The sequence below is a fragment of the Streptomyces sp. ATexAB-D23 genome (assembly GCF_000373645.1).
In the GTDB taxonomy this organism is placed as follows: Bacteria; Actinomycetota; Actinomycetes; order Streptomycetales; family Streptomycetaceae; genus Streptomyces; species Streptomyces castrisilvae.
In genome coordinates this window covers 363,440-387,475 of record NZ_KB892002.1, presented here as the reverse complement: position 1 = coordinate 387,475, position 24,036 = coordinate 363,440, and the positions used below count along the sequence as shown (strand labels likewise).

Annotated in this window: 17 protein-coding genes; 13 read left to right on the top strand and 4 right to left on the bottom strand. The window is 73.5% G+C overall.

Annotated elements, in window-relative coordinates; translation table 11 throughout:
* Positions 1 to 83 precede the first annotated feature (83 nt).
* The 6 genes from B082_RS0104105 (at position 84) to B082_RS0104080 (ending at position 13,100) form a co-directional block, all read left to right on the top strand.
* Positions 84 to 2,030 carry a serine/threonine-protein kinase gene (locus tag B082_RS0104105; protein WP_018550549.1) on the top strand — a complete coding sequence of 649 codons (1,947 nt, stop codon included), beginning with the start codon at positions 84 to 86 and terminating at the stop codon, positions 2,028 to 2,030.
* Positions 2,031 to 2,235: 205 nt separating this feature from the next.
* Complete coding sequence (locus tag B082_RS0104100) at positions 2,236 to 5,478, top strand: protein kinase (RefSeq protein WP_018550548.1); 3,243 nt, start codon at positions 2,236 to 2,238, stop codon at positions 5,476 to 5,478.
* 110 nt (positions 5,479 to 5,588) lie between these two features.
* A complete protein-coding gene (locus tag B082_RS0104095; protein WP_018550547.1) occupies positions 5,589 to 7,229 on the top strand; it encodes a serine/threonine-protein kinase in 1,641 nt (546 codons plus the stop codon).
* A gap of 182 nt (positions 7,230 to 7,411) precedes the next feature.
* A complete protein-coding gene (locus tag B082_RS0104090) occupies positions 7,412 to 9,040 on the top strand; it encodes a succinic semialdehyde dehydrogenase (RefSeq protein ID WP_018550546.1) in 1,629 nt (542 codons plus the stop codon).
* A 51-nt stretch (positions 9,041 to 9,091) separates the two neighbouring features.
* Positions 9,092 to 11,074, top strand: a complete 1,983-nt coding sequence (locus tag B082_RS0104085) for a GMC oxidoreductase (RefSeq protein WP_018550545.1) — start codon at positions 9,092 to 9,094, stop codon at positions 11,072 to 11,074.
* A gap of 307 nt (positions 11,075 to 11,381) precedes the next feature.
* Positions 11,382 to 13,100, top strand: a complete 1,719-nt coding sequence (locus tag B082_RS0104080; RefSeq protein WP_018550544.1) for a hypothetical protein — start codon at positions 11,382 to 11,384, stop codon at positions 13,098 to 13,100.
* Between the two features lie 449 nt (positions 13,101 to 13,549).
* Here B082_RS0104080 and B082_RS0104075 read toward each other — a convergent pair whose 3' ends face one another.
* Positions 13,550 to 13,849, bottom strand: coding sequence for a chorismate mutase (locus B082_RS0104075; RefSeq protein WP_018550543.1), 300 nt, complete (start codon positions 13,847 to 13,849; stop codon positions 13,550 to 13,552).
* 362 nt (positions 13,850 to 14,211) lie between these two features.
* Between B082_RS0104075 and guaA the strand changes: the two genes are divergently transcribed.
* From guaA to B082_RS0104050, 5 genes are all read left to right on the top strand, one after another.
* Positions 14,212 to 15,798, top strand: a complete 1,587-nt coding sequence (gene guaA / locus B082_RS0104070; RefSeq protein WP_018550542.1) for a glutamine-hydrolyzing GMP synthase — start codon at positions 14,212 to 14,214, stop codon at positions 15,796 to 15,798.
* A gap of 114 nt (positions 15,799 to 15,912) precedes the next feature.
* Positions 15,913 to 16,668 (top strand): class I SAM-dependent methyltransferase, encoded by a 756-nt coding sequence (locus tag B082_RS0104065; protein WP_018550541.1) that lies wholly within the window; start codon positions 15,913 to 15,915, stop codon positions 16,666 to 16,668.
* 105 nt (positions 16,669 to 16,773) lie between these two features.
* On the top strand, positions 16,774 to 17,544 hold the full coding sequence (locus tag B082_RS0104060) for a class II aldolase/adducin family protein (RefSeq protein ID WP_018550540.1): 771 nt from the start codon (positions 16,774 to 16,776) through the stop codon (positions 17,542 to 17,544).
* A gap of 126 nt (positions 17,545 to 17,670) precedes the next feature.
* Positions 17,671 to 18,936: a hypothetical protein gene (locus B082_RS0104055; RefSeq protein ID WP_037709345.1), complete on the top strand. Its 1,266-nt coding sequence runs from the start codon at positions 17,671 to 17,673 to the stop codon at positions 18,934 to 18,936.
* A 167-nt stretch (positions 18,937 to 19,103) separates the two neighbouring features.
* Positions 19,104 to 19,613: a DoxX family protein gene (locus B082_RS0104050; protein ID WP_018550538.1), complete on the top strand. Its 510-nt coding sequence runs from the start codon at positions 19,104 to 19,106 to the stop codon at positions 19,611 to 19,613.
* Here B082_RS0104050 and B082_RS0104045 read toward each other — a convergent pair.
* Together B082_RS0104045 and B082_RS0104040 are read right to left on the bottom strand one after the other, a co-directional pair.
* Positions 19,520 to 19,783: a hypothetical protein gene (locus tag B082_RS0104045; RefSeq protein WP_026249413.1), complete on the bottom strand. Its 264-nt coding sequence runs from the start codon at positions 19,781 to 19,783 to the stop codon at positions 19,520 to 19,522. The two genes, B082_RS0104050 and B082_RS0104045, sit on opposite strands and share 94 nt — an antisense overlap.
* The gene (locus B082_RS0104040; RefSeq protein WP_018550537.1) at positions 19,770 to 21,080 is read right to left on the bottom strand and encodes a PspC domain-containing protein; all 1,311 of its coding nucleotides are present in this window, start codon (positions 21,078 to 21,080) and stop codon (positions 19,770 to 19,772) included. The genes B082_RS0104045 and B082_RS0104040 overlap by 14 nt, the downstream gene beginning before the upstream one ends.
* Positions 21,081 to 21,267: 187 nt before the next feature.
* On the opposite strand from B082_RS0104040, the gene B082_RS0104035 reads away from it, so the two are divergent.
* Together B082_RS0104035 and B082_RS0104030 are read left to right on the top strand one after the other, a co-directional pair.
* Positions 21,268 to 22,566 carry an ATP-binding protein gene (locus B082_RS0104035; RefSeq protein WP_018550536.1) on the top strand — a complete coding sequence of 433 codons (1,299 nt, stop codon included), beginning with the start codon at positions 21,268 to 21,270 and terminating at the stop codon, positions 22,564 to 22,566.
* Positions 22,550 to 23,254: a LuxR C-terminal-related transcriptional regulator gene (locus B082_RS0104030; RefSeq protein ID WP_018550535.1), complete on the top strand. Its 705-nt coding sequence runs from the start codon at positions 22,550 to 22,552 to the stop codon at positions 23,252 to 23,254. The genes B082_RS0104035 and B082_RS0104030 overlap by 17 nt, the downstream gene beginning before the upstream one ends.
* On the opposite strand, the gene B082_RS0104025 is transcribed toward B082_RS0104030, so the two are convergent.
* Positions 23,251 to 24,018, bottom strand: a complete 768-nt coding sequence (locus tag B082_RS0104025; RefSeq protein ID WP_018550534.1) for a GNAT family N-acetyltransferase — start codon at positions 24,016 to 24,018, stop codon at positions 23,251 to 23,253. The two genes, B082_RS0104030 and B082_RS0104025, sit on opposite strands and share 4 nt — an antisense overlap.
* Positions 24,019 to 24,036: the final 18 nt, after the last annotated feature.

Sequence of the window (24,036 nt, the reverse complement as noted above, 5' to 3'; positions counted from 1 at the left end):
AGCCCGGACCCGGCACCGGGACCGGTCCCGGGGTGAGGGACAATGAACGCTCTGCCAGGGCGGGTTGATCGCAGAGGGGACGCATGTCGGAGGCGGAGCAGGCACGGGAGCCCCAACGGGACAAGGACGGACGTCTCCTTGCGGGGCGGTACCGGCTCGGGGAGGTGCTCGGCCGGGGCGGTATGGGTACGGTCTGGCGCGCCGTCGACGAGACGCTGGGCCGCACGGTGGCGGTCAAGGAGCTGCGGTTCCCCTCGGCCATCGACGACGACGAGAAGCGCAGGCTGATCACGCGTACGCTGCGCGAGGCCAAGGCGATCGCGCGCATCCGCAACAACGGCGCCGTCACGGTCTACGACGTGGTCGACGAGGACGACCGGCCGTGGATCGTCATGGAGCTCATCGAGGGCAAGTCGCTGGCCGAGGCGGTGCGCGAGGACGGCGTCCTGACGCCGAAACGTGCCGCCGAGGTCGGCCTCGCCATCCTCGACGTGCTGCGCTCGGCGCACCGCGAGGGCATCCTGCACCGCGACGTGAAGCCGTCCAACGTGCTCATCGCCGAGGACGGCCGGGTCGTGCTCACCGACTTCGGCATCGCGCAGGTCGAGGGCGACCCCTCCGTCACCTCCACGGGCATGCTCGTCGGCGCGCCCTCGTACATCTCGCCGGAGCGGGCGCGCGGCCACAAGCCGGGCCCGCCCGCAGACCTGTGGTCGCTGGGCGGCCTGCTGTACGCGAGCGTCGAGGGCTGCCCGCCGTACGACAAGGGATCCGCCATCGCGACCCTGACCGCCGTGATGACCGAGCCGCTCGACCCCCCGAAGAACGCGGGCCCGCTGGAGGAGGTCATCTACGGGCTGCTCGCCCGGGACCCCGAGCAGCGGCTCGACGACGCGGGCGCGCGCGCCCTGCTCAACGACGTCATCAGCTCCTTCGACCAGCCGGAGCGCCCGGTGCCGGCCCCGGCCGACGCCACCCAGGTCATGGCCCTGCCCAAGGGCGTCGCCGACGCCGGGGCGGCGAAGTCCGGGGAGACCGGCGAGGGCGCCCGCGACCGGCTGCGCGGCGCGCTGCGCTCCGTACGCAACGCGAAGGCGACGCCCGCCGCCGGTGCCGTCGCGGCCCCCGTCACCGCACCGCCCGTCCCGGCCCGGCCCACCCCTGCCCCCGGCGCCGCGGCCCCCTCGGGAGCCGTACCGCCGCAGCGCCCGGCCTCCTCACCGGTCACCGCGCCCCGGGCGTCCCTCACCGACGTCGTGCCGCGCCGCACCCTGGCGATCATCGCGGCCGTCATCGCGCTCGCCGTCCTCGGCACGGTTCTCGCGCTCACCCTCGGCGGCGACGACACGTCCGACGACTCCGGTGCGAAGAAGCCCGGCGCGTCCGCACCCGCCGGGACGCCCACCGCCACCGGCTCCTCCGGGTCGGCCGACGCCGAACAGGGCGGCAGCGGCAAGGAACAGGACGCGGGCAAGGGCGACGACGCCGGCCGGGGCCAGGACGACGACGCGGACAAGGGGGCGAAGGACGGCGACGACGACGGCGCGAAGGGCGACGAGGACGCCGACGCCCTGCCCGCCGGGTACCACGCGGTGACGAACAAGCGGTTCCACTTCACCATCGCGATGCCCAAGGACTTCCGCTTCGACACCACATCGGGCCAGGGCGCCGGCGCCATCTACAACGCCGACGGCGGCTTTCCCCGCCTCCAGGTCGACTACACCGGTTCGCCCGGCGGCGACGCGGCGCTCGCCTGGAACACCGCCCGCAGCGGAGTCGCCGCCTCCAGTACGAACTACCACCACATCGGCATCAAGAAGGTGGAGTACAAGGGCTACCCCACCGTCGCCGACTGGGAGTTCGAACGGACCCAGCACGGCCGGCGCGTCCGGGTGCTGAACCGCGGCTTCAAGGCCGACGCGAAGCACGGCTACGCGATCATGATCAGCTGCAAGGCGGACGAGTGGGACGGCAAGGAGTGCCGGACGCTGCGCGAGACGGCGTTCGCGTCGTTCGAGCCGGTCGGCTGAGGCGGCCCGGCGCGGGCCGGAGGCGGCCGAGGGGCCGGGTTGTGCCGACCGGCCGCGCCGCCGCCGCAGGACACGTATGGTGAGATCCCGTAGACCGTACGCAGCCGAAACAGACAGTCAATTGCACCGCAAGTGACTGTGATTGACGGATTCGGTGCGGAGCGGTCTGCGTGACCGGGGGGACAGCGCGCTCTGGGGAGGCGTCGTGGACGACTACGCGGGTCGGGTGCTTGCCGACCGCTACCGCCTTCCGCTGCCTCCGGCCGACGCGTACGAACTGGTCGAGACCCGGGCATTCGACACGTACAGCGGCCAGGAGGTCCTGGTCCGGCAGGTGCCGCTGCCCGAGGTCGTGGACGCGGAGTTCGTCGAGGGCGACGGCCGCGCCTTTTCCGTGCCGCGCCCCGGCGGACGTGCGGTCGGGCGGCCCACCGAACCGGCCGTGCGACGCGCCATCGAGGCCGCCCAGGCGGCGGCCCAAGTGCCCGACCATCCACGGCTCGACCAGGTCTTCGACGTGTTCGCGGAGCAGGGTTCGCTCTGGATAGTGAGCGAACTGGTGGCGTCCCGCCCGCTGGCCGCCCTCCTCGCGGAGCGCCCGCTCAACCCGTTCCGGGCCGCCGAGATCGGCTCCGACGTGCTGACGGCGCTGCGTGTGCTGCACGCCCATGGCTGGACCCACCGCAACATCACCGTGCGCACGGTGCTCGTCTGCGACGACGGGCGGGTCGTCCTGACCGGTCTCGCGGCCGGTGCGGCCGAGGAGGCGCTGTGCGGTTACAACCCGGTGCCGCACCCCGACGACGAGGAGCCGGACGAGGACGGATACGGCGGCCCCGCCGTCGAGTCCGGCCCCACCGGCCCCTACGTCCCGCCCGAGGCCGACCCGGAGCCGCCCGGCCCGTACGCCCCCGACGAAACCGAAGCCGGCTACCTGCCGGCCTCCCGGGGCCCCGCGGCGATCGAGTCGGGACCGGGCGCCGAACTCGCGTCCCCGTACGGCGGCGAGGCGGACCGCGTCGCGCCTCCGTACGGCGGCGAGGCGGACCCCGCGCGCCGGCCGGTGCCGCCCGGCGGGCTGCCCGTGCCCGCCGCCGGGACGGACAGCGCCGCCCGCGCCAGGGCCGCGCGGGCCGGAGCCATTGCCGCGTACCGGGCGGGAGCCCGCGCCGCCGCCGCCCGCGTCAGCGAGGAGGAACGCCGCGCGGGGAACGCCCCGGGCGCGCGCCCCGCGCTCCCGCAGCCGTCGGCCGGCGCGGACGACGAGCGCGGCACGGAACCCGCGCCGGACGCCTGGCCGGGACGCCCACAGCCGCCGGACGACAGGGACGAGCCACACGGTGCCGGCCCCGACGCGTGGCCCGTGCTTCCGCAGGCTCAGGGCCGCGTGGGCGACGGGCGTGACGTCGAACCCGCCACCGACGCGTGGCCGGTGCTTCCGCAGGCCCCGCGTGGTGCGGGTGAGACGCGTGGCTCCGAGCCCGCCACCGACGCGTGGCCGGTGCTTCCGCAGGCCCCGCGTGGTGCGGAGGCCGTGTCCGGCGAGGACGGTCGTTCGCCGTACCGGCAGTCGTCCGGTGAGGGCGATGGGCGCGGCGCCGAGCCCGCCACCGACGCATGGCCCGTGCTCCCGCAGGCCCCGCGTGGTGCGGGTGAGACGCGTGGCTCCGAGCCCGCCACCGACGCGTGGCCCGTGCTCCCGCAGGCCCCGGGTTCCGGCGCGCGTTCCGGGTACGGGCGGCCGGGCGGTGAGGACTTCGATGGTGAGGGCGAGCGCACCGCGTCCCGGCCCGCGCTCCCGCAGTTGCCCGGGGGCTGGGTGCGGGGGGCCGAGGCGCAGGAGCCGTACGACGGCTATGCGTATGACGTGGACGACGAGGAGGACGACGACGAGGACGAGGACGGCGGGCAGGCGCCGCCCCGGCGGTTGCACCTGACCGGTTCCTGGGACGACGGGCCCGGCTCCGGGCGGCCCGTGCCCGCCGGCGGGTCCGGCGAGGACGCCCTGCGTGCCGACGCCTCCCGGCGGGCCCCCGCGCCCGCGCTGCCCCCGGCGACCGGCTCAGGGGCCGGGCGCTGGGACGACGCCGCCGCCCCGGACCAGGGCGGCTCCGCCTACCGGGGCCCCGCCACCGCCCTCGCCGCCGAGCGGGCGCGCCAGGCACGGATCGCCGTCGTCGGCGCGGTCACCGAGCGGTGGGCGCCCGAACAGGCCGGGCCCGTCCACGGGAACTGGCAGCTGGCCCCGCCCATCGGCCCCGCCACCGATCTGTGGGCCCTCGGCGCGCTGCTCTACCGCGCGGTCCAGGGGCACGCCCCGTACCCCGAGGACAGCGCCCCCGAGCTCGTCCAGATGGTCTGCGGCGAACCGCCCGCCTTCGCCGAGGAGTGCGGCCCGCTGCGCCCGGTCGTCGAGTCGCTGCTGCGCCAGGACCCCACCGAGCGGCCCGACGTCGAGGAGCTGAGCGGCTGGCTGCGCTCCCTCGTACGCTCGGCGCCGGAACCGGAGGCCGGGCTCGACGTCGTGACGCTGCCCGCCGAGGACACCGCGCGGCTGCCCGTCGTACGCCGTCGCGGCGAGCTCGTCCGCAAGCGGCGCGGCCGGCGCGGCGGGGCGGCGCACGGCCGGCACCGCCACACCGGGGAGGCCGCCGACCGCACGGTCGGCACGTACCACGAGCCGCGCCTGAAGGCGCCCCGCGAGCCCAAGGGCCCCAAGGCGCTGCGCACCCCGCCCGACCGCCCGCCGCGCCGGCTGGGCAGGCTGCTGCTTGTCCTGATCCTGCTGGTGCTCGTCGCGGTCATCGCGTACGCCGTGATGTTCATGCCCAAGTCGGACGCGGACAAGGGGACCGGCGCCGCGCCCGCCCCCACCGCCTCCGCGCCGTCCGGTTCCGCGACGCCCGACCCCGGGCCGACCGGGTCGAAGGAGCCGTCACCGGCCAAGTCCTCCGGGGCGCAGCAGCCGCAGACCAGCCGCTCCGCCGCCGCGCTCGCGCCGGGCTACACACTGCGCAAGGACGCCGAGGGCTTCGAGGTCGGCATCCCCAAGGGCTGGCAGCGCAGCCCGGCCAACGCCGAGCGCCAGGTCCACTACGGGAGCGACGGCTTCAGCGTGCTGATCGTCCCCGGCCGCGACACCGCCAAGGCCAACGGCAGCGACCCGCTGGACTACCAGCGGGACAAGGAGCCGGAGTTGAAGCCGTTCCGCGACTCCACCTGGTCATCGGCGAGCGGACTGCGGCGCACCGACGTCGGCCGACAGGCCATGGCGGAGGGCCAGTTCACCTGGCAGGACGGCAACGGCCGCGAGGTGTACGTCCGTAACCTCGTCATGCTCGTCGAAGGCCGCTACCACGTCCTCCAGGTCATCGGCCCGGAGGACCAGCGGGACAGGGTCACGGAGATCTACCAACAGGCCAGCGTCTCCTACCGTGTGACGGGCTGAACCCCCGGGGCGACAAGCATCACAGTGCGGTCTCGTGCGCGATGCGAGGTTCCGTGGCCGCGCGTGCGATCCGTAACCTGTCTTCCGAAGCAACGGGGGCGGGGACACACGTGGATGGATCACAGGGCACGGACGCCGGACTTCTGCTGGCCGGGAGGTACCGGCTGGGCGACGTCCTCGGACGCGGGGGCATGGGCCAGGTCTGGCGGGCCCACGACGAGGTGCTGCACCGCACCGTCGCCGTCAAGGAGCTGACCGCCGGTCTCTACGTCACCGACGCGGACCGGCTCGTCCTGCACGCCAGGACCCAGAAGGAGGCCAGAGCGGCGGCCCGCATCACCCACCCCGGTGTCGTCACCGTGCACGACGTGGTCGAGTACGACAACAGGCCGTGGATCGTCATGCAGTACGTCGACGGCCCGTCGCTCGCCGACCGGGCGAAGGAGTACGGCGAGGTCGAGGCGCGCGAGGCCGCCAGGATCGGGCTGCACGTGCTGGGCGCGCTGCGCGCCGCGCACGACGCCGGGGTGCTGCACCGCGATGTGAAGCCGGGCAACGTGCTGCTCGCCCGGGACGGCCGGGTCCTGCTGACCGACTTCGGGATCGCCGCGATCGAGGGCGACTCCACCATCACCAGGACCGGTGAACTCGTCGGCTCCATCGACTACCTGGCGCCCGAGCGGGTACGCGGCGGCGACCCCGGCCCGGCGTCCGACCTGTGGTCGCTGGGCGCCACGCTGTACACGGCGGTCGAGGGGCGCTCGCCGTTCCGCCGGACCTCCCCGATATCGACCATGCAGGCGGTCGTCACCGAGGACCCGCCGCCGCCCGGCAGGGCCGGGGCGCTCGCCCCCGTCATCACCGCGCTGCTGCGCAAGGAGCCGGAGGACCGGCCGTCGGCGGCGGAGACCGAGCGGATGCTCATGGAGGCCATGGAGGGCCGCGCGCCGAGGAGCGCCCAGGCGTTCGTCCCGACACAGCAGGTCTCCGAGGAGATGCTGCGCGGGGGCACCGCCGTGCTGCCGCAACTCGGCCCGGCCCCCGGCCCGGCCCCCGCCCCGGCTCCCCGCCGCAGCCGGTGGCGTACGACCGTCCTGGTCATCGCGCTGGCCGCGGTGCTCGGCGGCGGCGCGGGTATCGCCGCGATGATGTACGCGCACCGCACGGAGGCCGCGGGCACCGCGAGCGGCGGCACCGGCACCCACGGCCCCCGCACCCCGGGGCCGGCCACCCCGACGCCCTCGCCCACCCCAACGCCCACCGAGTCGGCCTCGAAGGACCCGGCGACGCAGGGCGTGCCGGACGGCTGGCGGCGGGTGGAGGACCCGGCCGGGTTCAGCATCTTCATGCCGGAGGGCTGGGAGCGCCGGATGGAGGGCACCAACATCGACTACACCCCGGACGGCGGCGTGCACTACCTCCGGATCAGCGTCGACCCGGCCCCCGACTTCGACAACTCCTACGACCACATGCTGGAACTGCAGACGACGCTCAGCAAGCGGCTGCCCCAGTACGTGAACCTGGAGCTGAACTCCAACGTCTACCGCGACTGCCCCGGGTCCATCTGGGAGTTCACCTGGACCGAGAAGAACGGCGAGGCGCGGCACGCCATCGACCAGATGTATTTCGCGAAGGAGGGCGGCCCGGAGTACGCGCTCTACATGACGGGCCCCGCGGACGACTGGGACAACACCCGGGACCGGTTCAACACGATGCTGCGCAGCTGGCGCGCCCCGGCCGACACCGACTGACACCGACTGACCCGTCCGGACACCCGGACCGGCGGGGGCTGGCGGATAGCCCCTGATCAGGACTTATGTCGCCAGTGATCACTGGCTGGGTCGACGGGTGGGTGGCGGGACTCCGGGAGAGACGGTGAAAAGCTGTTACCCACGGGTACCCAAAGCCTTCCGGCCGACGTACTCTCGCCCTCATGACGGACTCGCAGGCCCCCACGTCCACCTCCGCCGCCGCTGCCGGCACCAACCCCGTGGCCGCCGCGCCCGCGGGCGTGCGCACGGCCGCCGATGTCGTGACGCCCGAGGTGATCGCCCAGCTGACGCGCGGCGTCGTCGGCTCCGGCCGTACCGCCAACCACACCCCCTTCACCGGTGCGAAGCTGGCCGACCTGCCGGAGTCCACCCCCGAGGACGTGGCGACCGCCTTCGAGCGGGCGCGCGCCGCCCAGCCCGTCTGGGCCGCCCTGCCGGTACGGGACCGGGCCGCGGTCCTCCTGCGCTTCCACGACCTCGTCATCGGCCGCCAGTCCGAGGTCCTCGACCTCATCCAGCTGGAGACCGGCAAGGCCCGGCTGCACGCCCACGAGGAGGTGCAGGCGGTCGCCGTCGCCGCCCGGCACTACGGCCGCAAGGCCGCCGCGTATCTGAAGCCCAAGCGCCACACGGGTGTCGTACCGACCCTCACCAAGGTCACCGAGCTGCGTCAGCCGCGCGGGGTCGTCGGCCAGATCGCCCCGTGGAACTACCCCTTCGAGCTGTCCGTCGGCGACGCCCTGCCCGCCTTCGTCTCCGGCAACGCCGTGGTGATGAAGCCCGACACCGAGACCGCGCTGACCGCCCTGTGGGCCCGCGACCTGCTCATCGAGGCGGGGCTCCCGGCCGAGGTCTTCCAGGTCGTCCTCGGCGACGGCCCGGTCATCGGCCCCGAGGTCGTCAAGCACGCCGACTACGTCTCGTTCACCGGCTCCACCCGCACCGGCCGCGAGGTCGCCCAGGGCGCGGCGGCCCGGCTCGTCGGCGTCTCGCTGGAGCTCGGCGGCAAGAACGCCATGCTGGTCCTGGCGGACGCCGACGTGGAGAAGGCCGCCGCCGGCGCCGTCCGCGCCTGCTTCTCCTCGGCCGGCCAGCTCTGCATCTCCATCGAGCGGCTGTACGTCCACGAGTCCGTCGCCGACGCCTTCGTGGAGCGGTTCGCCGCCCGTACGAAGGCGATGCGGCTCGGCAGCTCCCTCGCGTACGGCGCCGACATGGGCTCGCTGGTGGGCGAGCGGCAGCTGGAGACCGTCAGCCGGCATGTCGCGGAGGCCGTCGAGAAGGGCGCCAAGCTGGTGGCCGGCGGGGTCGCCCGCCCCGACATCGGCCCGCTCTTCTACGAGCCGACGATCCTGGACGGCGTGGAGGCCCCGATGGCCGTCTGCACCGAGGAGACCTTCGGCCCGGTCGTCTCGGTCTACCGCTTCAGCGACGAGGACGAGGTTGTGGAGCTGGCCAACGCCACCCCGTACGGCCTCAACTCCAGCGTCTGGACCAAGGACGGCAGGCGCGGCCACCGGATCGCCGCCCGGCTGCGCACCGGCACGGTCAACATCAACGAGGGGTACGCCCCCGCGTACGGCAGCGTGCAGTCGCCGATGGGCGGCATGAAGGACTCCGGTCTCGGCCGCCGGCACGGCTCCGAGGGCATCCTCAAGTACACCGAGGCCCAGACCGTCGCCCAGCAGCGGCTGATCCCGCTCGCCCCGTCCTTCGGGATGGACGACGAGAAGTACGCGGCGTTCATGAGCCGCAGCCTGAAGGCGATGAAGGCGTTCCGCCTGCGCTGAACCCCCGCCCCTGCCCGCACCACTTCTGTCCTTTTCGTACCGAGGAGTGTCATGTCTCAGGACAGCCCTGCCCAGAATCAGGACCGGCCGGCCGGTGCGGCCGACGACGACGCCGCGTACGACTACGACGTGATCGTCGTCGGTTCGGGCTTCGGCGGTGCGGTCTCGGCGCTCCGGCTGAGCGAGAAGGGCTACCGGGTCGGCGTCCTGGAGGCGGGCCGCCGCTTCACCCCCGGCACCCTTCCCAAGAACTCCTGGGACCTGAAGAACTACCTCTGGGCCCCCGCCCTCGGCCTCTTCGGCATCCAGCGCGTGCATCTGCTCGGCAAGGTGATGGTGCTGGCCGGCGCCGGGGTCGGCGGCGGCTCGCTGAACTACGCCAACACGCTGTACGTGCCCCCCGCGCCGTTCTTCGAGGACCGCCAGTGGGCGCACATCACCGACTGGCAGGACGAGCTGAAGCCGTACTACGACCAGGCCAAGCGGATGCTCGGGGTCCGGCTCAACCCGACGACGACCCCCTCCGACGTCCACCTCAGGGCGACCGCCGAGGCGATGGGCGTCGGCGACACCTTCCACCTGGCCCCGGTCGGCGTCTTCTTCGGTGACGGCGAGGACGCGGACGGCACCGCGCGGGCGAAGCCGGGCGGCACGGTCGCCGACCCCTACTTCGGCGGTGCGGGCCCGGCGCGCAAGGCGTGCACCGAGTGCGGCGAGTGCATGACGGGCTGCCGCCACGGCGCGAAGAACACCCTCAACGAGAACTACCTCCACCTCGCCGAGAAGGCGGGTGCGGTCATCCACCCCATGACCTCCGTCATCGGCGTCACCGACCACCCCGACGGCGGCTACCGCGTCGCCACCGTGCCGACCGACCGCCGGAGGAAGGCGAAGCCCACCGCGCTGCGCGCCCGTGAGGTGGTCGTCGCGGCGGGCACGTACGGCACCCAGACCCTGCTGCACACGATGAAGGACAAGGGACTGCTGCCCCGGCTCTCCGCCCGGCTCGGCGAGCTGACCCGGACCAACTCCGAGGGGCTCGTCGGCGCGCAGACCTCCGACCGCCGCTACCGCAAGAAGCACGGGACGAAGCCCGACTTCACCAAGGGCGTCGCCATCACGTCCTCGATCCACCCCGACGAGAACACCCACATCGAACCGGTCCGCTACGGCAAGGGCTCCAACGCCATGGGCGGGATGACCATCCTCCAGGTCCCCTACAGCACCCACCGGGTCCTCGCCTGGTTCGGGAACCTGGCCAAGCACCCCACGCTCGCCGTCCGTTCGCTCTCCAACCGGCGCTGGTCGGAGCGGACCATCATCGGCCTCGTCATGCAGTCGCTCGACAACTCCCTGACCGCCTACCGCAAGCCGGGCGGCATCGGCAAGGGCCTGCTCACCGCCCGCCAGGGCCACGGCGCGCCCAACCCGACGCAGATCGCGGAGGCGACGCAGAGCGCCTCGCTGCTCGCCGACGAGATCAACGGCTTCCCCGGCTCCAACATCGGCGAGCTGATGGGCACCCCGCTCACCGCCCACTTCCTCGGCGGCTGCCCGATCGGCGCCGACGCGGACGAGGGGGTCATCGACCCGTACCACCGGCTGTTCGGGCACCCGGGCATCTCGGTCGTCGACGGCTCGGCGGTCTCCGCGAATCTCGGCGTCAACCCCTCGCTGACGATCACCGCGCAGGCGGAACGCGCCATGTCGTTCTGGCCCAACAAGGGCGAGCGTGACCCGCGCCCGGCGCAGGGCGAGGCGTACGAGCGGCTGGCCGCGGTCGAGCCGCAGGCACCGGCCGTCCCGAAGGAGGCGTTCGGCGCGCTGCGGCTGCCGTTCCTGGGGATGCCCGCGGTGCCGCCGAAGAAGGAGCCGTCCGACGAGGCGCACGAGGCGCACGAGGCGCACGAGGCGCACGAGGCGCACGAGGCGCACGAGGCGCACGAGGCGCACGAGACGCACGAGACGCACGAGGCGCACGAGACGCACGAGGCGCACGAGGCCGACAAGACGCACCGGGCGGACAAGGCGTAAGGGCAGCGACATGAGGACAGCGGCATAAGGACAGCAGAAGGGGCTGCACCCCCCTCCAAGTGCAGCCCCTCACGCTGTAACCGGTCCGTCGCACAACAACCGACAACCGGTGTTCCGCATGCATGACCTGCCAGGCGCCCCGATGGTTGTCCTCGCACTCACGGAATCTTTATGTGAGCTGGATCACTCCACTGGGCGTAGTCGATCCGTGATCTGATCGCGCGCAACTTTTCCCGCCCTCCCCTGGTCGTACCCATATCGCTGTCACAGCGGTCACACAGCTCCCGACGACCCCAGAGGGCCCGAGATGAGAAGCACGACCCCGTTCCGCCGTGCGGCGGGCATCCTTGCCTCGGCCGGCCTGCTGGCCGCCGGCACGCTCGCGCTGGGCGGACCGGCGCGGGCCGCCGTCCCCGAGTTCACGCTCGGCGGCCCCGCCGAAACGGCCCTGCACCCGTATCCGGCCACGGGCACCCCACAGAAGGCCACCCTGGGCCTCACGGTCACCAACCCGTCGGAAGACGTGGAGAACGGCGTCTTCGACGGCGAGTACACCGTCCGCTTCGACTTCGGGAAGCTCGCCGGGATCGCGGACGTCTCCTTCGGCGAGCGCGGCGGCCTCGACTGCGAGCGGACCGGGACGACGGCCGTCTGCCACGACTACGGGATCTGGCCCGGCCTGAGCACCCTCGCCGAACTCGACGTCACAGCCGCCGAGGGCAGCGAGGACGGCGACAGCGGAACCATCGCGGTCACGGCCGAGGCGGAGGGAGTCACCTTCAAGGCGTTCACCGCGCGCGTCTCCGTCGGCGGCCCCGACCTGTCGATGAAGCGGCTGCCGTTCAGGACGGAGCTGAAGCCGGGGGACGCCCAGCCGGTGCCCATCACCTTCACCAACAACGGCACCCGCGCGGCCGAGGGCGTTCTGCTCACCCTGCGCAACACCCGGGGCATGGAGTTCACCGAGCGGTACCAGAACTGCGAGTACAGCGAGGACGACCTGGGCATGGGCAGCCCCGGCGCCTGGACCACCGCCCTGTGCACCTTCCCCGGCAGCTACGAGCCCGGCGCCACCTACACGCTGGCCGAGGCGCCCGTGATCCGTGCCACCGAGCACGCGTTCTACGACTCGTTCCTCTACCGCATCGCCGAGGACGGCACCGACGCCCGCGCCGCGCTGCGGGCCGGCGCCCGGTTCAGCTCCGGCAAGGGCGCGACGCTCGCCCTGCGCAAGAGCCCGGCGCCCCGCTCCGCCGACCTGGAACCGGACGACAACCAGCAGGACGTCGACTTCCGCACGGACAACAGCGCCGACTTCGCGGCCTACGGCGACAAGGCAGACGGCGCGGCCGGTGACACGGTCGACGTGACCGTCGGCTTCCGCAACCAGGGGCCCGCCTGGGTCGGGTACATCCGCTCCGGCGAGGACGTCGCCACCGTAGACGTCACGGTCCCCGAGGGCGCCACGGTGCTCACCAAGCCGGCCTCCTGCCGGGGCGTGACCAAGGACGGGCAGTACCGCGAGGACCAGACGGCCGCCCCGCGCTACGTCTGCCCCACACCGATGTCCGTGCGCGAGGACGCGGACTTCGCCCTCCCCTTCCGGCTGAGGATCGACAAGGCCGTCACGGGGGCGTCCGGCGCGGTCGTGGTCCGCAACCCCTTCCTCCAGGACCCCGAGCTGCGCTTCGACCCGGCTCCCGCGAACAACACCGCCTCCCTGGTGCTCAACGCCGGGGACTCCGGCGCCACGGCCGGCCAGTCCGCCTCGGGCGGCTCGACGGCCACGGGCGGCTCCACCGGAGGCTCGGGTGACACCGGCGCGACCGGCTCCGGCTCGGCCGGCTCGTCGTCAGCCGGTACGACGGGCACGGGCGGCACGACGGGCTCCGCTTCCGGCGGCTCGGGCGGGGGCGCGCTCGCCTCCACCGGGACCGTCGTGCTCGCGGCGTCCGGCGCGGCGCTCGCCGCGCTGCTCGCGGGCGGCGTCCTGTTCATGTCCTCCCGCCGCCGCGCCACCCGCTGAAGCGGCACACGGAGCGGCGGCACACGAAGAAGCGGTACGCAGAGCAGCGGCAGCGGCAGCAGGCAGAGCAGTAGCAGGCAGAGCAGCAGCAGCACGCGGAGCACAGCAGCACGCGGAGCACAGCGGTACGCAGAGCAGCGGCAGACAGAGAAACGGCCGGCCCCGGGCGTCCCCGGAGCCGGCCGTTCCTGGAGGAACCCGAGGGCCCCTCCGAGTGACCGGGCTGCTGTCCCCTGCCGACCGGTCACGCACGCCGGTGCGCGGTCCCACGGCGTGCACGCGGCACGCCACACACCCCGGCGGAGCCACGCGTGGTTTCCATCGAGAGCCGCCCCTGGCTGGCACGGACACCGGGACCAACGAAGCCGCGCCGGACCCGGTCACGCGCCGTACGGGTGAGACTCCGCCCGAACTGGGATACGCCCCTACAGCCCCCCGAGCGCGTCCGCTCAGACCCGGCCCCGGCACAGCTCCAGCAGCGTCATCGCCAGCGAGGTGCCCGGCTTGCCCAGCGCGTCCCGGTAGCGGGCCAGGATCTCCATCTCCCGGGACAGGTTGACCCGGCGGCCGCCCGAGGTCATCCGGGCCTGCTGGATCACCGAGGACACGGCCATCCGTTCCTGGACGAGCCCGATGATCCGGTCGTCCAGGGCGTCGATACGGGTGCGGGCGTCGCCGATCAGGGACGCGGCCTCGTCGGTGCGGGCGCCGGTCGCCTCGGTGGCGGAGGTGGCGGTGCTGCTGCTCATGCGGGTCTCCCGGTGAGTGCGGTGCGGCTCCCCGGGGCCGTCGGGCCCGGAACGCCAGAACGCCCCGGGCCTGTCGGCCCGGGGCGCCTGGAACGTTGCTTGTCAGTTGCTCAAGCAGCACGACCATGGCAGCCGGCGGGCCGGATGCCATAGGTAAAGACGAAGGTCGTGTGCTGACGCATGGGGACAGTATGGCCCGCCGCCCGCGCCGGCCGGTACCGGGCCCGGATGGTGAGACGCGGGGGCGGGCCCCGTCCGGCCGGATGGTGAGACGCAGGACGCCCTCCGTCCGGCGAGGGACGCTCCCGGCCGCCGGTAGAATTGGGAGGACCGACCCCTCTCCACCGCCGGAAGGCCGCCCCGTGCCAGCAGCACCCCCCGCCGCCCCCGACACCACCACCGACGTGGTTCTCGTTGTCGACTTCGGCGCGCAGTACGCCCAGCTCATCGCCCGACGCGTCCGTGAGGCCCGGGTCTACAGCGAGATCGTGCCGTCCACGATGCCGGTGGCCGAGATGCTGGCCAAGAACCCCCGGGCGATCATCCTGTCCGGCGGGCCCTCCTCGGTGTACGCCGAGGGCGCGCCCTCGCTCGACCGCGCGCTGTTCGAGGCCGGGGTCCCCGTCTTCGGCATGTGCTACGGCTTCCAGCTGATGGCGACCACGCTCGGCGGCACCGTCGACGACAACGGCGCCCGCGAGTACGGCCGCACCGCGCTGACCGTCTCCAAGACCGGCTCCACCCTCTTCGAGGGCACCCCCGCCGAGCAGCCGGTGTGGATGTCGCACGGCGACGCCTGCTCCGCCGCCCCCGAGGGCTTCACCGTCACCGCGTCCACCGACGTCGTCCCGGTCGCCGCCTTCGAGAACGACGAGAAGAAGCTCTACGGCGTCCAGTACCACCCGGAGGTCCTGCACTCCACCCACGGCCAGCAGGTCCTGGAGCACTTCCTCTACCGGGGCGCCGGCATCGAGCCGAACTGGACGACCACCAACGTCGTCGAGGAGCAGATCGCCGCGATCCGCGCCCAGGTCGGCGACAAGCGCGCCATCTGCGGCCTCTCCGGCGGCGTCGACTCGGCGGTCGCCGCGGCGCTCGTGCAGAAGGCCATCGGCTCCCAGCTCACCTGCGTCTACGTCGACCACGGTCTGATGCGCAAGGGCGAGACCGAGCAGGTCGAGAAGGACTTCGTCGCCGCGACCGGCGCGAAGCTGAAGGTCGTGGACGCGGAGAAGCGCTTCCTCGACGCCCTGGCCGGCGTGTCCGACCCGGAGCAGAAGCGGAAGATCATCGGCCGCGAGTTCATCCGTGTCTTCGAGCAGGCCCAGCTGGAGATCCTCCAGGAGGACGGCCCCGAGGTCGCCTTCCTCGTGCAGGGCACGCTCTACCCGGACGTCGTGGAGTCCGGCGGCGGCACCGGCACCGCCAACATCAAGTCCCACCACAACGTGGGCGGGCTTCCCGACGACATCGAGTTCGAGCTCGTGGAGCCGCTGCGCCAGCTGTTCAAGGACGAGGTCCGGATGGTCGGCCAGGAGCTCGGCCTGCCCGACGAGATCGTCCAGCGCCAGCCCTTCCCCGGCCCCGGCCTCGGCATCCGCATCGTCGGCGACGTCACCAAGGAGCGGCTCGACCTGCTGCGCGAGGCCGACGCCATCGCCCGCGAGGAGCTGACCGCCGCCGGCCTGGACCGCGACATCTGGCAGTGCCCGGTGGTCCTGCTCGCGGACGTCCGCAGCGTCGGCGTCCAGGGCGACGGCCGCACCTACGGCCACCCGATCGTGCTGCGCCCGGTCTCCTCCGAGGACGCCATGACCGCCGACTGGTCGCGGCTGCCGTACGAGACCCTCGCCAAGATCTCCACCCGCATCACCAACGAGGTCGCCGACGTCAACCGCGTGGTGCTCGACGTGACGAGCAAGCCGCCGGGGACGATCGAGTGGGAGTGACCCTCCCCGCAGTACGCGACCGATGCCGCCGCCCGGCGTTCCGGGCGGCGGCATCGTCGTACCGCGTGGAAATCCCCTGGCACGTGCCTCCCGCCCGTGGCAGGCTCCGCGCCCATGTCCGCCGATGAGATCCGCGCCCTGATGTCCGCCGCCCACAACGAGCGCCTGACCTGGAACACCCCGCTCTGCGACGAGCACGCCGCCCGCCTCGTCGCGGCCTGCGCCCCCGCGCCCGGGGCACGCCTCGTGGACCTGGGCAGCGGCTGGGGCGAACTGCTGATGCGCCTGGTGGAGTCGGCGCCCGGCAGCACCGGGGACGGCGTCGAGACCGACGCCGAGGCCGTCGCGCGAGGGCGGGCCCTCGCCCAGGAGCGAGGGCTCGGCCGGCGCGTGCGGTTCCACGAGGTGCCCGCCGCCGAGTGGCCGGAGAACGGCTACGACCTGGCCGTCTCCATCGGCGCCTCGCACGCCTGGCCCGGCGGGACCTCCGAGGCGCTGGCGGCCCTGCGCGCGGCCGTGCGGCCCGGGGGACGGGTGCTGTTCGGGGACGGTTTCTGGGAGCGGGAGCCCGACGAACGGGCGCTGGCCGGGCTCGGCGCCGGGCCCGGGGACTTCGTTTCTCTGCTCACCCTGATCCGGCGGGCCGAGGCCGCCGGGCTGCGACCGCTCCAGGTGACCGTCGCCGACCAGCGGGAATGGGACCTCTTCGAGTCGGAGGCCAACATCGGCCGGGGCGAGCGCTGGGCCCTGGCCCACCCGGGCCACCCGCTGCACGACGGGGTCGTCGCGGCGGTGGACGAGCGGCGCACCGGCTACTACGGCGGCTACCGCGGCACGCTCGGCCTCGCCTACCTCGTCCTCGGCGCGTGAAGCACATCCCGCCCGCACCGGAATCGGTACGTGATGGCTCTGGCCACCTGGGGTGACCGGCGGTAGCTTCCGTCCGAATGCCCTGGGAGCCCCCGAGGAGTCGCCATGCCCGAGCCCGCGCCCCTGCCCGTCGAGCAGCTGCACTTCGCGATGCCGCCCGTCCACCGGTCGCCCGACGAGGAACGCGTCCACCGCAAGGAACGGCTGGCCGGAGCGCTGCGGCTGTTCGGTTCGTACGGCTACGAGGACGGCGTCTCCGGTCACATCACCGCGCGGGACCCGGAGTTCACCTCCTGCTTCTGGGTCAACCCGTTCGGCGTGCCCTTCGACGAGGCGCACCCCGACGACCTGATCCTGGTCAACGGCGAGGGGCAGGTCCTCCAGGGGCGCCACCACGTCAACCAGGCGGCGTTCACCGTCCACGCCCAGGTCCACCTGGCCCGCCCGGACGTCGTCGCGGTCGCCCACACCCACTCCGAGCACGGCAGCGCCCTGGCCGCGCTGGGCGAGCTGATCGACCCCCTCACCCAGGAGTCCTGCGCCTTCTACGAGGACCACGCCCTTTACGACGCGTACACCGGGGTCGTGGTGGACGAGGAGGAGGGGCGCCGGATCGCCGGTGCGCTCGGGGGCCGCAAGGCGGTCATCCTGCGCAACCACGGGCTGCTGACCGTGGGCGACTCGGTGGACGCGGCGGCCTGGTGGTTCCTCTCCCTGGAGCGGTCCTGCCGCATCCAGCTGGCCGCGCGGGCGGCCGGGAAGCCCGTGCTGATCGAGCACCGGGACGCGGTCGCCACCCGCGAACAGCTCGGCAGCGATCTCGTCGCCTGGATCAACTACCAGCCGCTCTGGCGCCGTATCGCTCGAACATTCTGACGAAGTGGGCCGCCCGGTGCGCCCCGATGCGGCAACCACCCGCCACGTACGGCACAATTCGCAGCAATCACAGCCGAGTTGATCGGCCAATGGCGGTATCAGGGGCGGGAAAGGGCGGCGTTCTCCGTGGCGTTGGACGAGGCACGACAGGGCGCGCACGGCGGAGGCTGCACCTGCGGCGACTGCCCGCACGGGGCGCGCCAGGGACACCGGCGCGCGGTGGCCGCCTTCCTGGCCAAGCGGGACGAATTCGCCGCGGGACAGGGGCTGCCCGCCGGGGTCGCCCAGTCCGCTTCCGCGACCCGCCAGTGGGTCTCCGACGAACTCACCGAGTCCGCGCGGGCCGTGGCGGACCGGGGCCGGGAGGCCGGCGACGCCTGGCTGTACCGGGTCTGGCAGCGCACCCTGATCATCGTCTGGGGCGCCCTCGCCGTGCTGGCGATCGCCGAGGCCGCCACCGCGATCGGCGCGGGCTGGAGCCACGCCCGTACCGCCGGACTGGTCGCCGGCTTCGTCACCGCCGCGCTGCTGACCGGCGCCGCCCACGTCCACCGGGCGCGCGGCGGCCTCCTCGCCCCGCTGATCGGCGAGGACAACCGGCTCTCCACCTCCCGCACGGTCGCCGCGTCCTGGGTGCTGCTCGCCGTCTTCTCCGTCCTCGTCCTCGCCCTCCAGCTGGCCGCCGCCTCCGACCACGCGCGGCGCGACGAGCTGATCGAGGGCCTGGACCTGGCGCGCGGCGCCGGGGTGGTCTCCGTGCTGGCGCTGGTGTGCGCCGTCGCGGTCGCCGTCCGCCGGGTGGTGAGCGTACGGGTGCTGTCCGGGCGGCTCCAGAAGCTGCGGGCCGTCCGGCCGCGCGCCGCGGACCTGCTCACCGACGACTCGGGGCGCGGCGGCTTCACCGATGTGCAGTACGTGCTGGTGTCCACCGTCGCCGTGGTGTTCGCCGCGGTCCGCCTCGCCCGCCGCCCCGAGCAGCTGCCCGACCTGCCGTGGGGACTCGCCCTGCTGGTGGCCGTCTCGGCGGCCGTCTACTTCACCGGGAAGTACGGCGAGGGCGGCCGGCCCGTCGTGCTGTCGGTCGTCAGGTCCCGGGAGGCGGGCGACCTGGACGCGCCGATCCGGACCGGCGACGACATCGAGATCCGGGGCGCGGGGTTCGTGCCGCCCGGCTCCGGATCGCCGGACCGGCTGGCCCGCGTCGTCGTACGCATCGGCTCCGTCCACGTCCATGTCCCGCTCGTCCCGGTCACCGGCGGCTTCGCGAACCCCTCCGACACCCTGCTGACCGTGCCGGTGCCGGTGGAGGTGGAGCCGGGCGTGGTCGAGGTGCAGGTCGTGACGGCCGCGGGGACCGAGTCCAACCGCGTCGCGATCGACGTCACCGACTGACCGCACCCTCCCCGCACCCTGTGAACCAGGACCGCGCGGGGTCGTTCCGCCGGCTTCGTACGTAAGGTCGGGTGACGGGCCGCACGGTCCGGTGGCGGCGGCCGGGTGGCCGCAACGGCGCGGCACGCACGGCACACAGCGGTGCGGTCGCGGAAGGCGGGAGAAGCATGCACGGGTACGGCGGTAACGGGCGGGGCCTCGGCGAGGCCAGGAGCCTGCGGGACCTGGCACGGGAGCACGCCCTGCTGCCCCTGCGGATCTTCCTCGGGGTCACCTTCGTCTACGCGGCGCTCGACAAGCTCACCGACAGCGCGTTCTTCCACGCCACCGGAGCCGGATCGATCGGCGAGCAGATGAGCGCGGTGCGCGACTCCGCCGCGATCCCCGGCCTGGTCGACCTGGCGCTGAAGGGTCCGTCCGGCTTCGGATACGCCATCGCCTTCGGTGAACTCGCTGTCGGGATCGGCACCCTCCTCGGGCTGTGGACCCGGATCGCCGCGCTCGGCGGGGTCCTGATCTCGCTGAGCCTGTGGCTGACCGTCAGCTGGCAGGTCTCCCCGTACTACCTCGGCAACGACCTAGTCTACCTCATGGCCTGGCTGCCGCTGCTGCTCGGCGGGGCCGCGTCCTTCTCCCTGGACGCCTTTCGGGCGGCCCGGCGGCGGCGTATCCGGTAGCCGATCCAGGTGACCAGGAGGGCCGTCCACAGGCCGCCGGTGAACAGCCCGATGAAGAACTGCGGCGGGGCGTCCCAGAAGCCCGCCGCGTCCCACGCGTAACCGGCGGCCAGCGCCAGCATCACCAGACCGGCCACGGCCCGTCCGGGCCGGAACTCATGACGCGGCACGGTTGACCTCCACCTGTCCGTAACCGACTTCCAGATCCAGCTCGATCGTGCCGCCCGGCTTGCTGCCCTCGGCCGGGGGCAGCGTCCGGCGCTCGTTCTGCGAGGCGCGGATGTCCAGGTCGCCCCTGCTGTGCCCGTCCAGCACCACGATCGCGCCGACGCGGGTCTTCGCGTGCACCTCGACGGTGGCGTCCTGGGGCACGTGCACCAGGACCCGGCCCGCGCGCGCCTCCACCCGCGTCCTCACCGTCTCGCCCTTGGGCACGGTGATCCGGCTGAGATCCAGCTCGGCCTGGCCGGAGGCGACCGCGTAACGCGGCTGCACCGCGGCCACCGACACCGGATGCCACTGCTCGCGCACCCAGTGCGTGGGGATGTCCTTGGGTAGCACCGCCGCCCCGGCCAGCAGCCCGGCCGTGATCATCGCCAGCAGCAGCGTGCCGAAACCGGTCCGCCCGACGAACGCGCTGGCCAGCATCGCCAGACCGAACACCGCGAGCGCGGCGGCGAGCCCGATCTGAAGGCTCGTACCGAGCGGTTGGGCGTCCCAGCTCAGGCCCGTGCCCAGACCGCCCGCCAGCAGGGCGGTCAGGAACGCCAGTCCGCCTATGGACCTCGGGCCGCGCACCTCCCGCGACCGGGGCGGCGGCGGACGGAACGGCGCATCGGGTGTCGCCCCGCGCGGCTCCCCGTCGAGCACCGCGTCCTGCGGCCCCCACAGATAGCCGATCGCCACCTTGCCCGTCGACCCGTCCTTGACGATCGGGTCGCGCCACCAGGACGGCCACGACAGTGTCGGCGGCGCCATGACCTCCGGCGGCGCGTCCGACGCCGCCTGCGCGGCAGCCGCGTGCAGCGGGTCCTGGGGACCGGCCGTCCTGCGCCGCTGCGTCCACACGGAGAAGCCGACGACCGCGACCGACAGCATCGCCGCGAACGCGAGCGTGCCGCCGTTGCCCAGCATCGACAGGAACAGACCGCAGCCGATCAGCGCGCACAGCACCGCGATCAGCGACGCCCCCTCGACGCGCCCCGACAGCAGCCGGCGTGCCTCGTTCTCGTCCTCGCCCTCCAGCGGGATCAGCAGCCAGGCGAAGCCGTAGAAGATCAGCCCGAGGCCGCCGGTCACCGAGAGCACACCGAGCACGATCCGGAAGATCACCGGGTCGACGTCGCAGTACCGGCCGAGCCCGCCGCACACCCCGGCCACCAGCTTGTGCCGCGGGCTGCGGTGCAGCCGCGGTGCGGGCGCGGGGGGCGGTGCGGCGCCGGGCGGCGCGTCCTGGGGAACAGTCATGGCTCCATGGTGACGGGCGCCACGCCCCAGCGGCACCCGCCCCGACCCTGGCCGATCCCTGATATTGAACCCCCGCTCTCTCAGGGACGGCGCCCCGCCGCTCTGCCCCGCGCCCCCTGGTCTCTCAGGGTCGAACTGGGGGCTGACCCTGATGCCACCCCCCGTACGGGCATGTGACGATCGGGTCATGCCAGCAGCCACCGCCCGAGCCGCAAGCTCCCACGCCCCCGACCCGGAGGAGCCGCCACTGCGCAAGCTGTACCGCAGCGCCGACGGCCGGCTGCTCGGCGGAGTGGCGCGCGGGCTCGCCGGGCACCTCGGACTGCCGGTGGCCTGGGTGCGGTTCGTCTTCCTCGGGCTGTTCTTCGCGGACGGCCTCGGCGCTCTGCTGTACGCGGTGTTCTGGATCGTCGTCCCGCTCGGCGTCGGCGGCGTCGAGACCCCCCAGTCCGTCTTCGAGACCGCCCCCGACGGCAGACGCCGCCTCCGCAAACCCGACAAGGGCCAGGTCTTCGCCCTCATCGCGCTGCTCATCGGCGCCGTGACCTTCGTCGGCAATGTCGACATGGGCAGCAAGGCCGACCGCTACATCTGGCCCACCCTGCTCATCGGCGCCGGTTCCGTCCTCGTCTGGCGCCAGGCGGACAACGCCCGCCGCGCCCGCTGGATGGAGGTCGGCAGCCGCCGCCGCGTCCTGCACCTGGCCCGCGCCCTGGCCGGGGTCGCCCTGGTCGGCCTCGGCCTCGCCGGCTTCATGGTCGTACGAGGCTCCGCGGCCCAGCTCGGCAACGTCCTCACCGCGGCCATCGCCGTGCTCACCGGCATCGCCCTGCTCGCCGGCCCCTACTTCGTCCGCATGACCCAGGACCTCTCCGAGGAACGCCTCATGCGCATCCGGGCCCAGGAACGGGCCGAGGTCGCCGCCCACGTCCACGACTCCGTGCTGCACACCCTCACCCTGATCCAGCGCAACGCCGACGACGGCGGCGAGGTCCGCCGGCTGGCCCGCGCCCAGGAACGCGAGCTGCGCAGCTGGCTGTACAACCCCGAGGGCACCGGCAAGGACGAGGACGACGAGCCCGAGACCCTGGCCGAGGCCGTCAAACGGGCCGCCGCCGAGGTCGAGGACAAGCACGGCGTCCCGCTGGAGGTCGTCGTCGTCGGCGACTGCGCGCTCGACGAGAGGCTGACGGCACAGATGCAGGCCGCACGCGAGGCGATGGTCAACGCCGCCAAGTACGGTGGCGAGGGAGGCGCCGTCCAGGTCTACGCGGAGGTCGAGGGCCGGACGGTCTTCGTCTCCGTGCGCGACCGGGGCCCGGGATTCGACCTGGACTCCGTACCGGGGGACAGAATGGGCGTACGAGAATCGATCATCGGCCGGATGCAGCGCAACGGCGGCACCGCCCGGCTGAGTTCGGTGCCCGGTGGGGGCACGGAAGTCGAGCTGGAGATGGAGAGGACGAGCGATGAACGGGACCACTGAGGCGACCGTGGGCCACGAGGGTCCGGAGCGCCGGGTACGAGTCGTGCTCGTCGACGACCACCGGATGTTCCGCACCGGAGTACAGGCCGAGATCGGCCGCACCGAGGAGACCGGCGTCGAGGTCGTCGGCGAGGCGGCGGACGTCGACCAGGCGGTCACCGTCATCACGGCGACCCGCCCCGAGGTCGTCCTCCTCGACGTCCACCTCCCCGGCGGCGGCGGCGTCGAGGTGCTCCGCCGCTGCGCACCCCTGATGGGCACCGCGGAGAACCCGGTGCGCTTCCTCGCGCTGTCCGTCTCGGACGCCGCCGAGGACGTCATCGGAGTCATCCGGGGCGGCGCCCGCGGCTACGTCACCAAGACGATCACCGGCACCGACCTGGTCGACTCGGTCTTCCGGGTCCAGGACGGCGACGCGGTGTTCTCGCCCCGCCTGGCCGGCTTCGTCCTCGACGCCTTCGCCTCCACGGACGCGCCCCCGGTCGACGAGGACCTCGACCGGCTGACCCAGCGCGAGCGCGAGGTGCTGCGGCTGATTGCCCGGGGCTACGCGTACAAGGAGATCGCCAAGCAGCTGTTCATCTCGGTGAAGACGGTCGAGTCCCACGTCTCGGCGGTCCTGCGCAAGCTCCAGCTCTCCAACCGCCACGAGCTGACCCGCTGGGCCACGGCGCGCAGGCTGGTCTAGGACCCTTCCGGGTCGAGCGAGATGTTCAGCTTCTCGCCGGCCCTGCGGAAGCCGATCGACGCGTAGATCCGCTCCACGTCGGCGTCGCCCGGCTCCAGCCACACCACCCGGCAGCCCCGCTCGAACGCGGTGCGCGTCAGGTGTGCGGAGAGCGCCGCCCCGATGCCCCGGCGGCGGAAGTCCGCGCCCACCGCGAGGCCGGCCAGCTCGGTGAGCCCGTCGACCGGGACCGAGCAGCCGCCCGCGCCGGCCGGGGTGCCGTCGACGGTGGCGAGTGCGGCGACCCCGCCGCCGGCCGCCGCGTCGCGCAGCCAGGCGGCCGTGCCGTCCTCGGGTTCGCCGGTCCCGCCGTAGCCGAGGTGCTGGACGAGGGCCGCGGCGTCGAACTCCGCGTCGGTGGCGGGCTCCGCGACGGCCAGGTCCGCCACCGGCTTCGGGGGCAGCAGGTCACCGGGGGCGCAGGCCAGGATCGGGGCGCGGTTCTCGACGGTGAACCCGGCGGCGAGCAGCGCCGGTTCGACGGCCGGGGCCCAGCCGGGCAGGAACTCCAGTCGCGGTATCCGGTCCAGGTCGCGGAAGGCCGCCACGAGGGCGTCGAGTTCGCCGGGGGTCGGCTCGGTTCCCTGGTCGGGGATGGCGTAATTGGCGTACTTCAGGGACCAGCCCGGGTTGTAGCGGATCGCGAACGGGCCGACGCGGACATGGTCGGGGGAGCGGAGCGTGAGCGTGCGGGCGTGGGTCTGGACGTCGATGTCCAATGACATGCGTGGGTGTCCTCACGG

Bases quoted from the DNA above. Each gene is read 5' to 3' on its own strand.
- B082_RS0104105 (WP_018550549.1), top strand. From the start codon at position 84: ATGTCGGAGGCGGAGCAGGCACGGGAGCCCCAACGGGACAAGGACGGA.
- B082_RS0104025 (WP_018550534.1), bottom strand. From the start codon at position 24,018: ATGTCATTGGACATCGACGTCCAGACCCACGCCCGCACGCTCACGCTC.
- B082_RS0104060 (WP_018550540.1), top strand. From the start codon at position 16,774: ATGCCCGAGCCCGCGCCCCTGCCCGTCGAGCAGCTGCACTTCGCGATG.
- B082_RS0104080 (WP_018550544.1), top strand. From the start codon at position 11,382: ATGAGAAGCACGACCCCGTTCCGCCGTGCGGCGGGCATCCTTGCCTCG.
- B082_RS0104050 (WP_018550538.1), top strand. From the start codon at position 19,104: ATGCACGGGTACGGCGGTAACGGGCGGGGCCTCGGCGAGGCCAGGAGC.
- B082_RS0104085 (WP_018550545.1), top strand. From the start codon at position 9,092: ATGTCTCAGGACAGCCCTGCCCAGAATCAGGACCGGCCGGCCGGTGCG.
- B082_RS0104090 (WP_018550546.1), top strand. From the start codon at position 7,412: ATGACGGACTCGCAGGCCCCCACGTCCACCTCCGCCGCCGCTGCCGGC.
- B082_RS0104030 (WP_018550535.1), top strand. From the start codon at position 22,550: ATGAACGGGACCACTGAGGCGACCGTGGGCCACGAGGGTCCGGAGCGC.
- B082_RS0104035 (WP_018550536.1), top strand. From the start codon at position 21,268: ATGCCAGCAGCCACCGCCCGAGCCGCAAGCTCCCACGCCCCCGACCCG.
- B082_RS0104075 (WP_018550543.1), bottom strand. From the start codon at position 13,849: ATGAGCAGCAGCACCGCCACCTCCGCCACCGAGGCGACCGGCGCCCGC.
- B082_RS0104040 (WP_018550537.1), bottom strand. From the start codon at position 21,080: ATGACTGTTCCCCAGGACGCGCCGCCCGGCGCCGCACCGCCCCCCGCG.
- B082_RS0104065 (WP_018550541.1), top strand. From the start codon at position 15,913: ATGTCCGCCGATGAGATCCGCGCCCTGATGTCCGCCGCCCACAACGAG.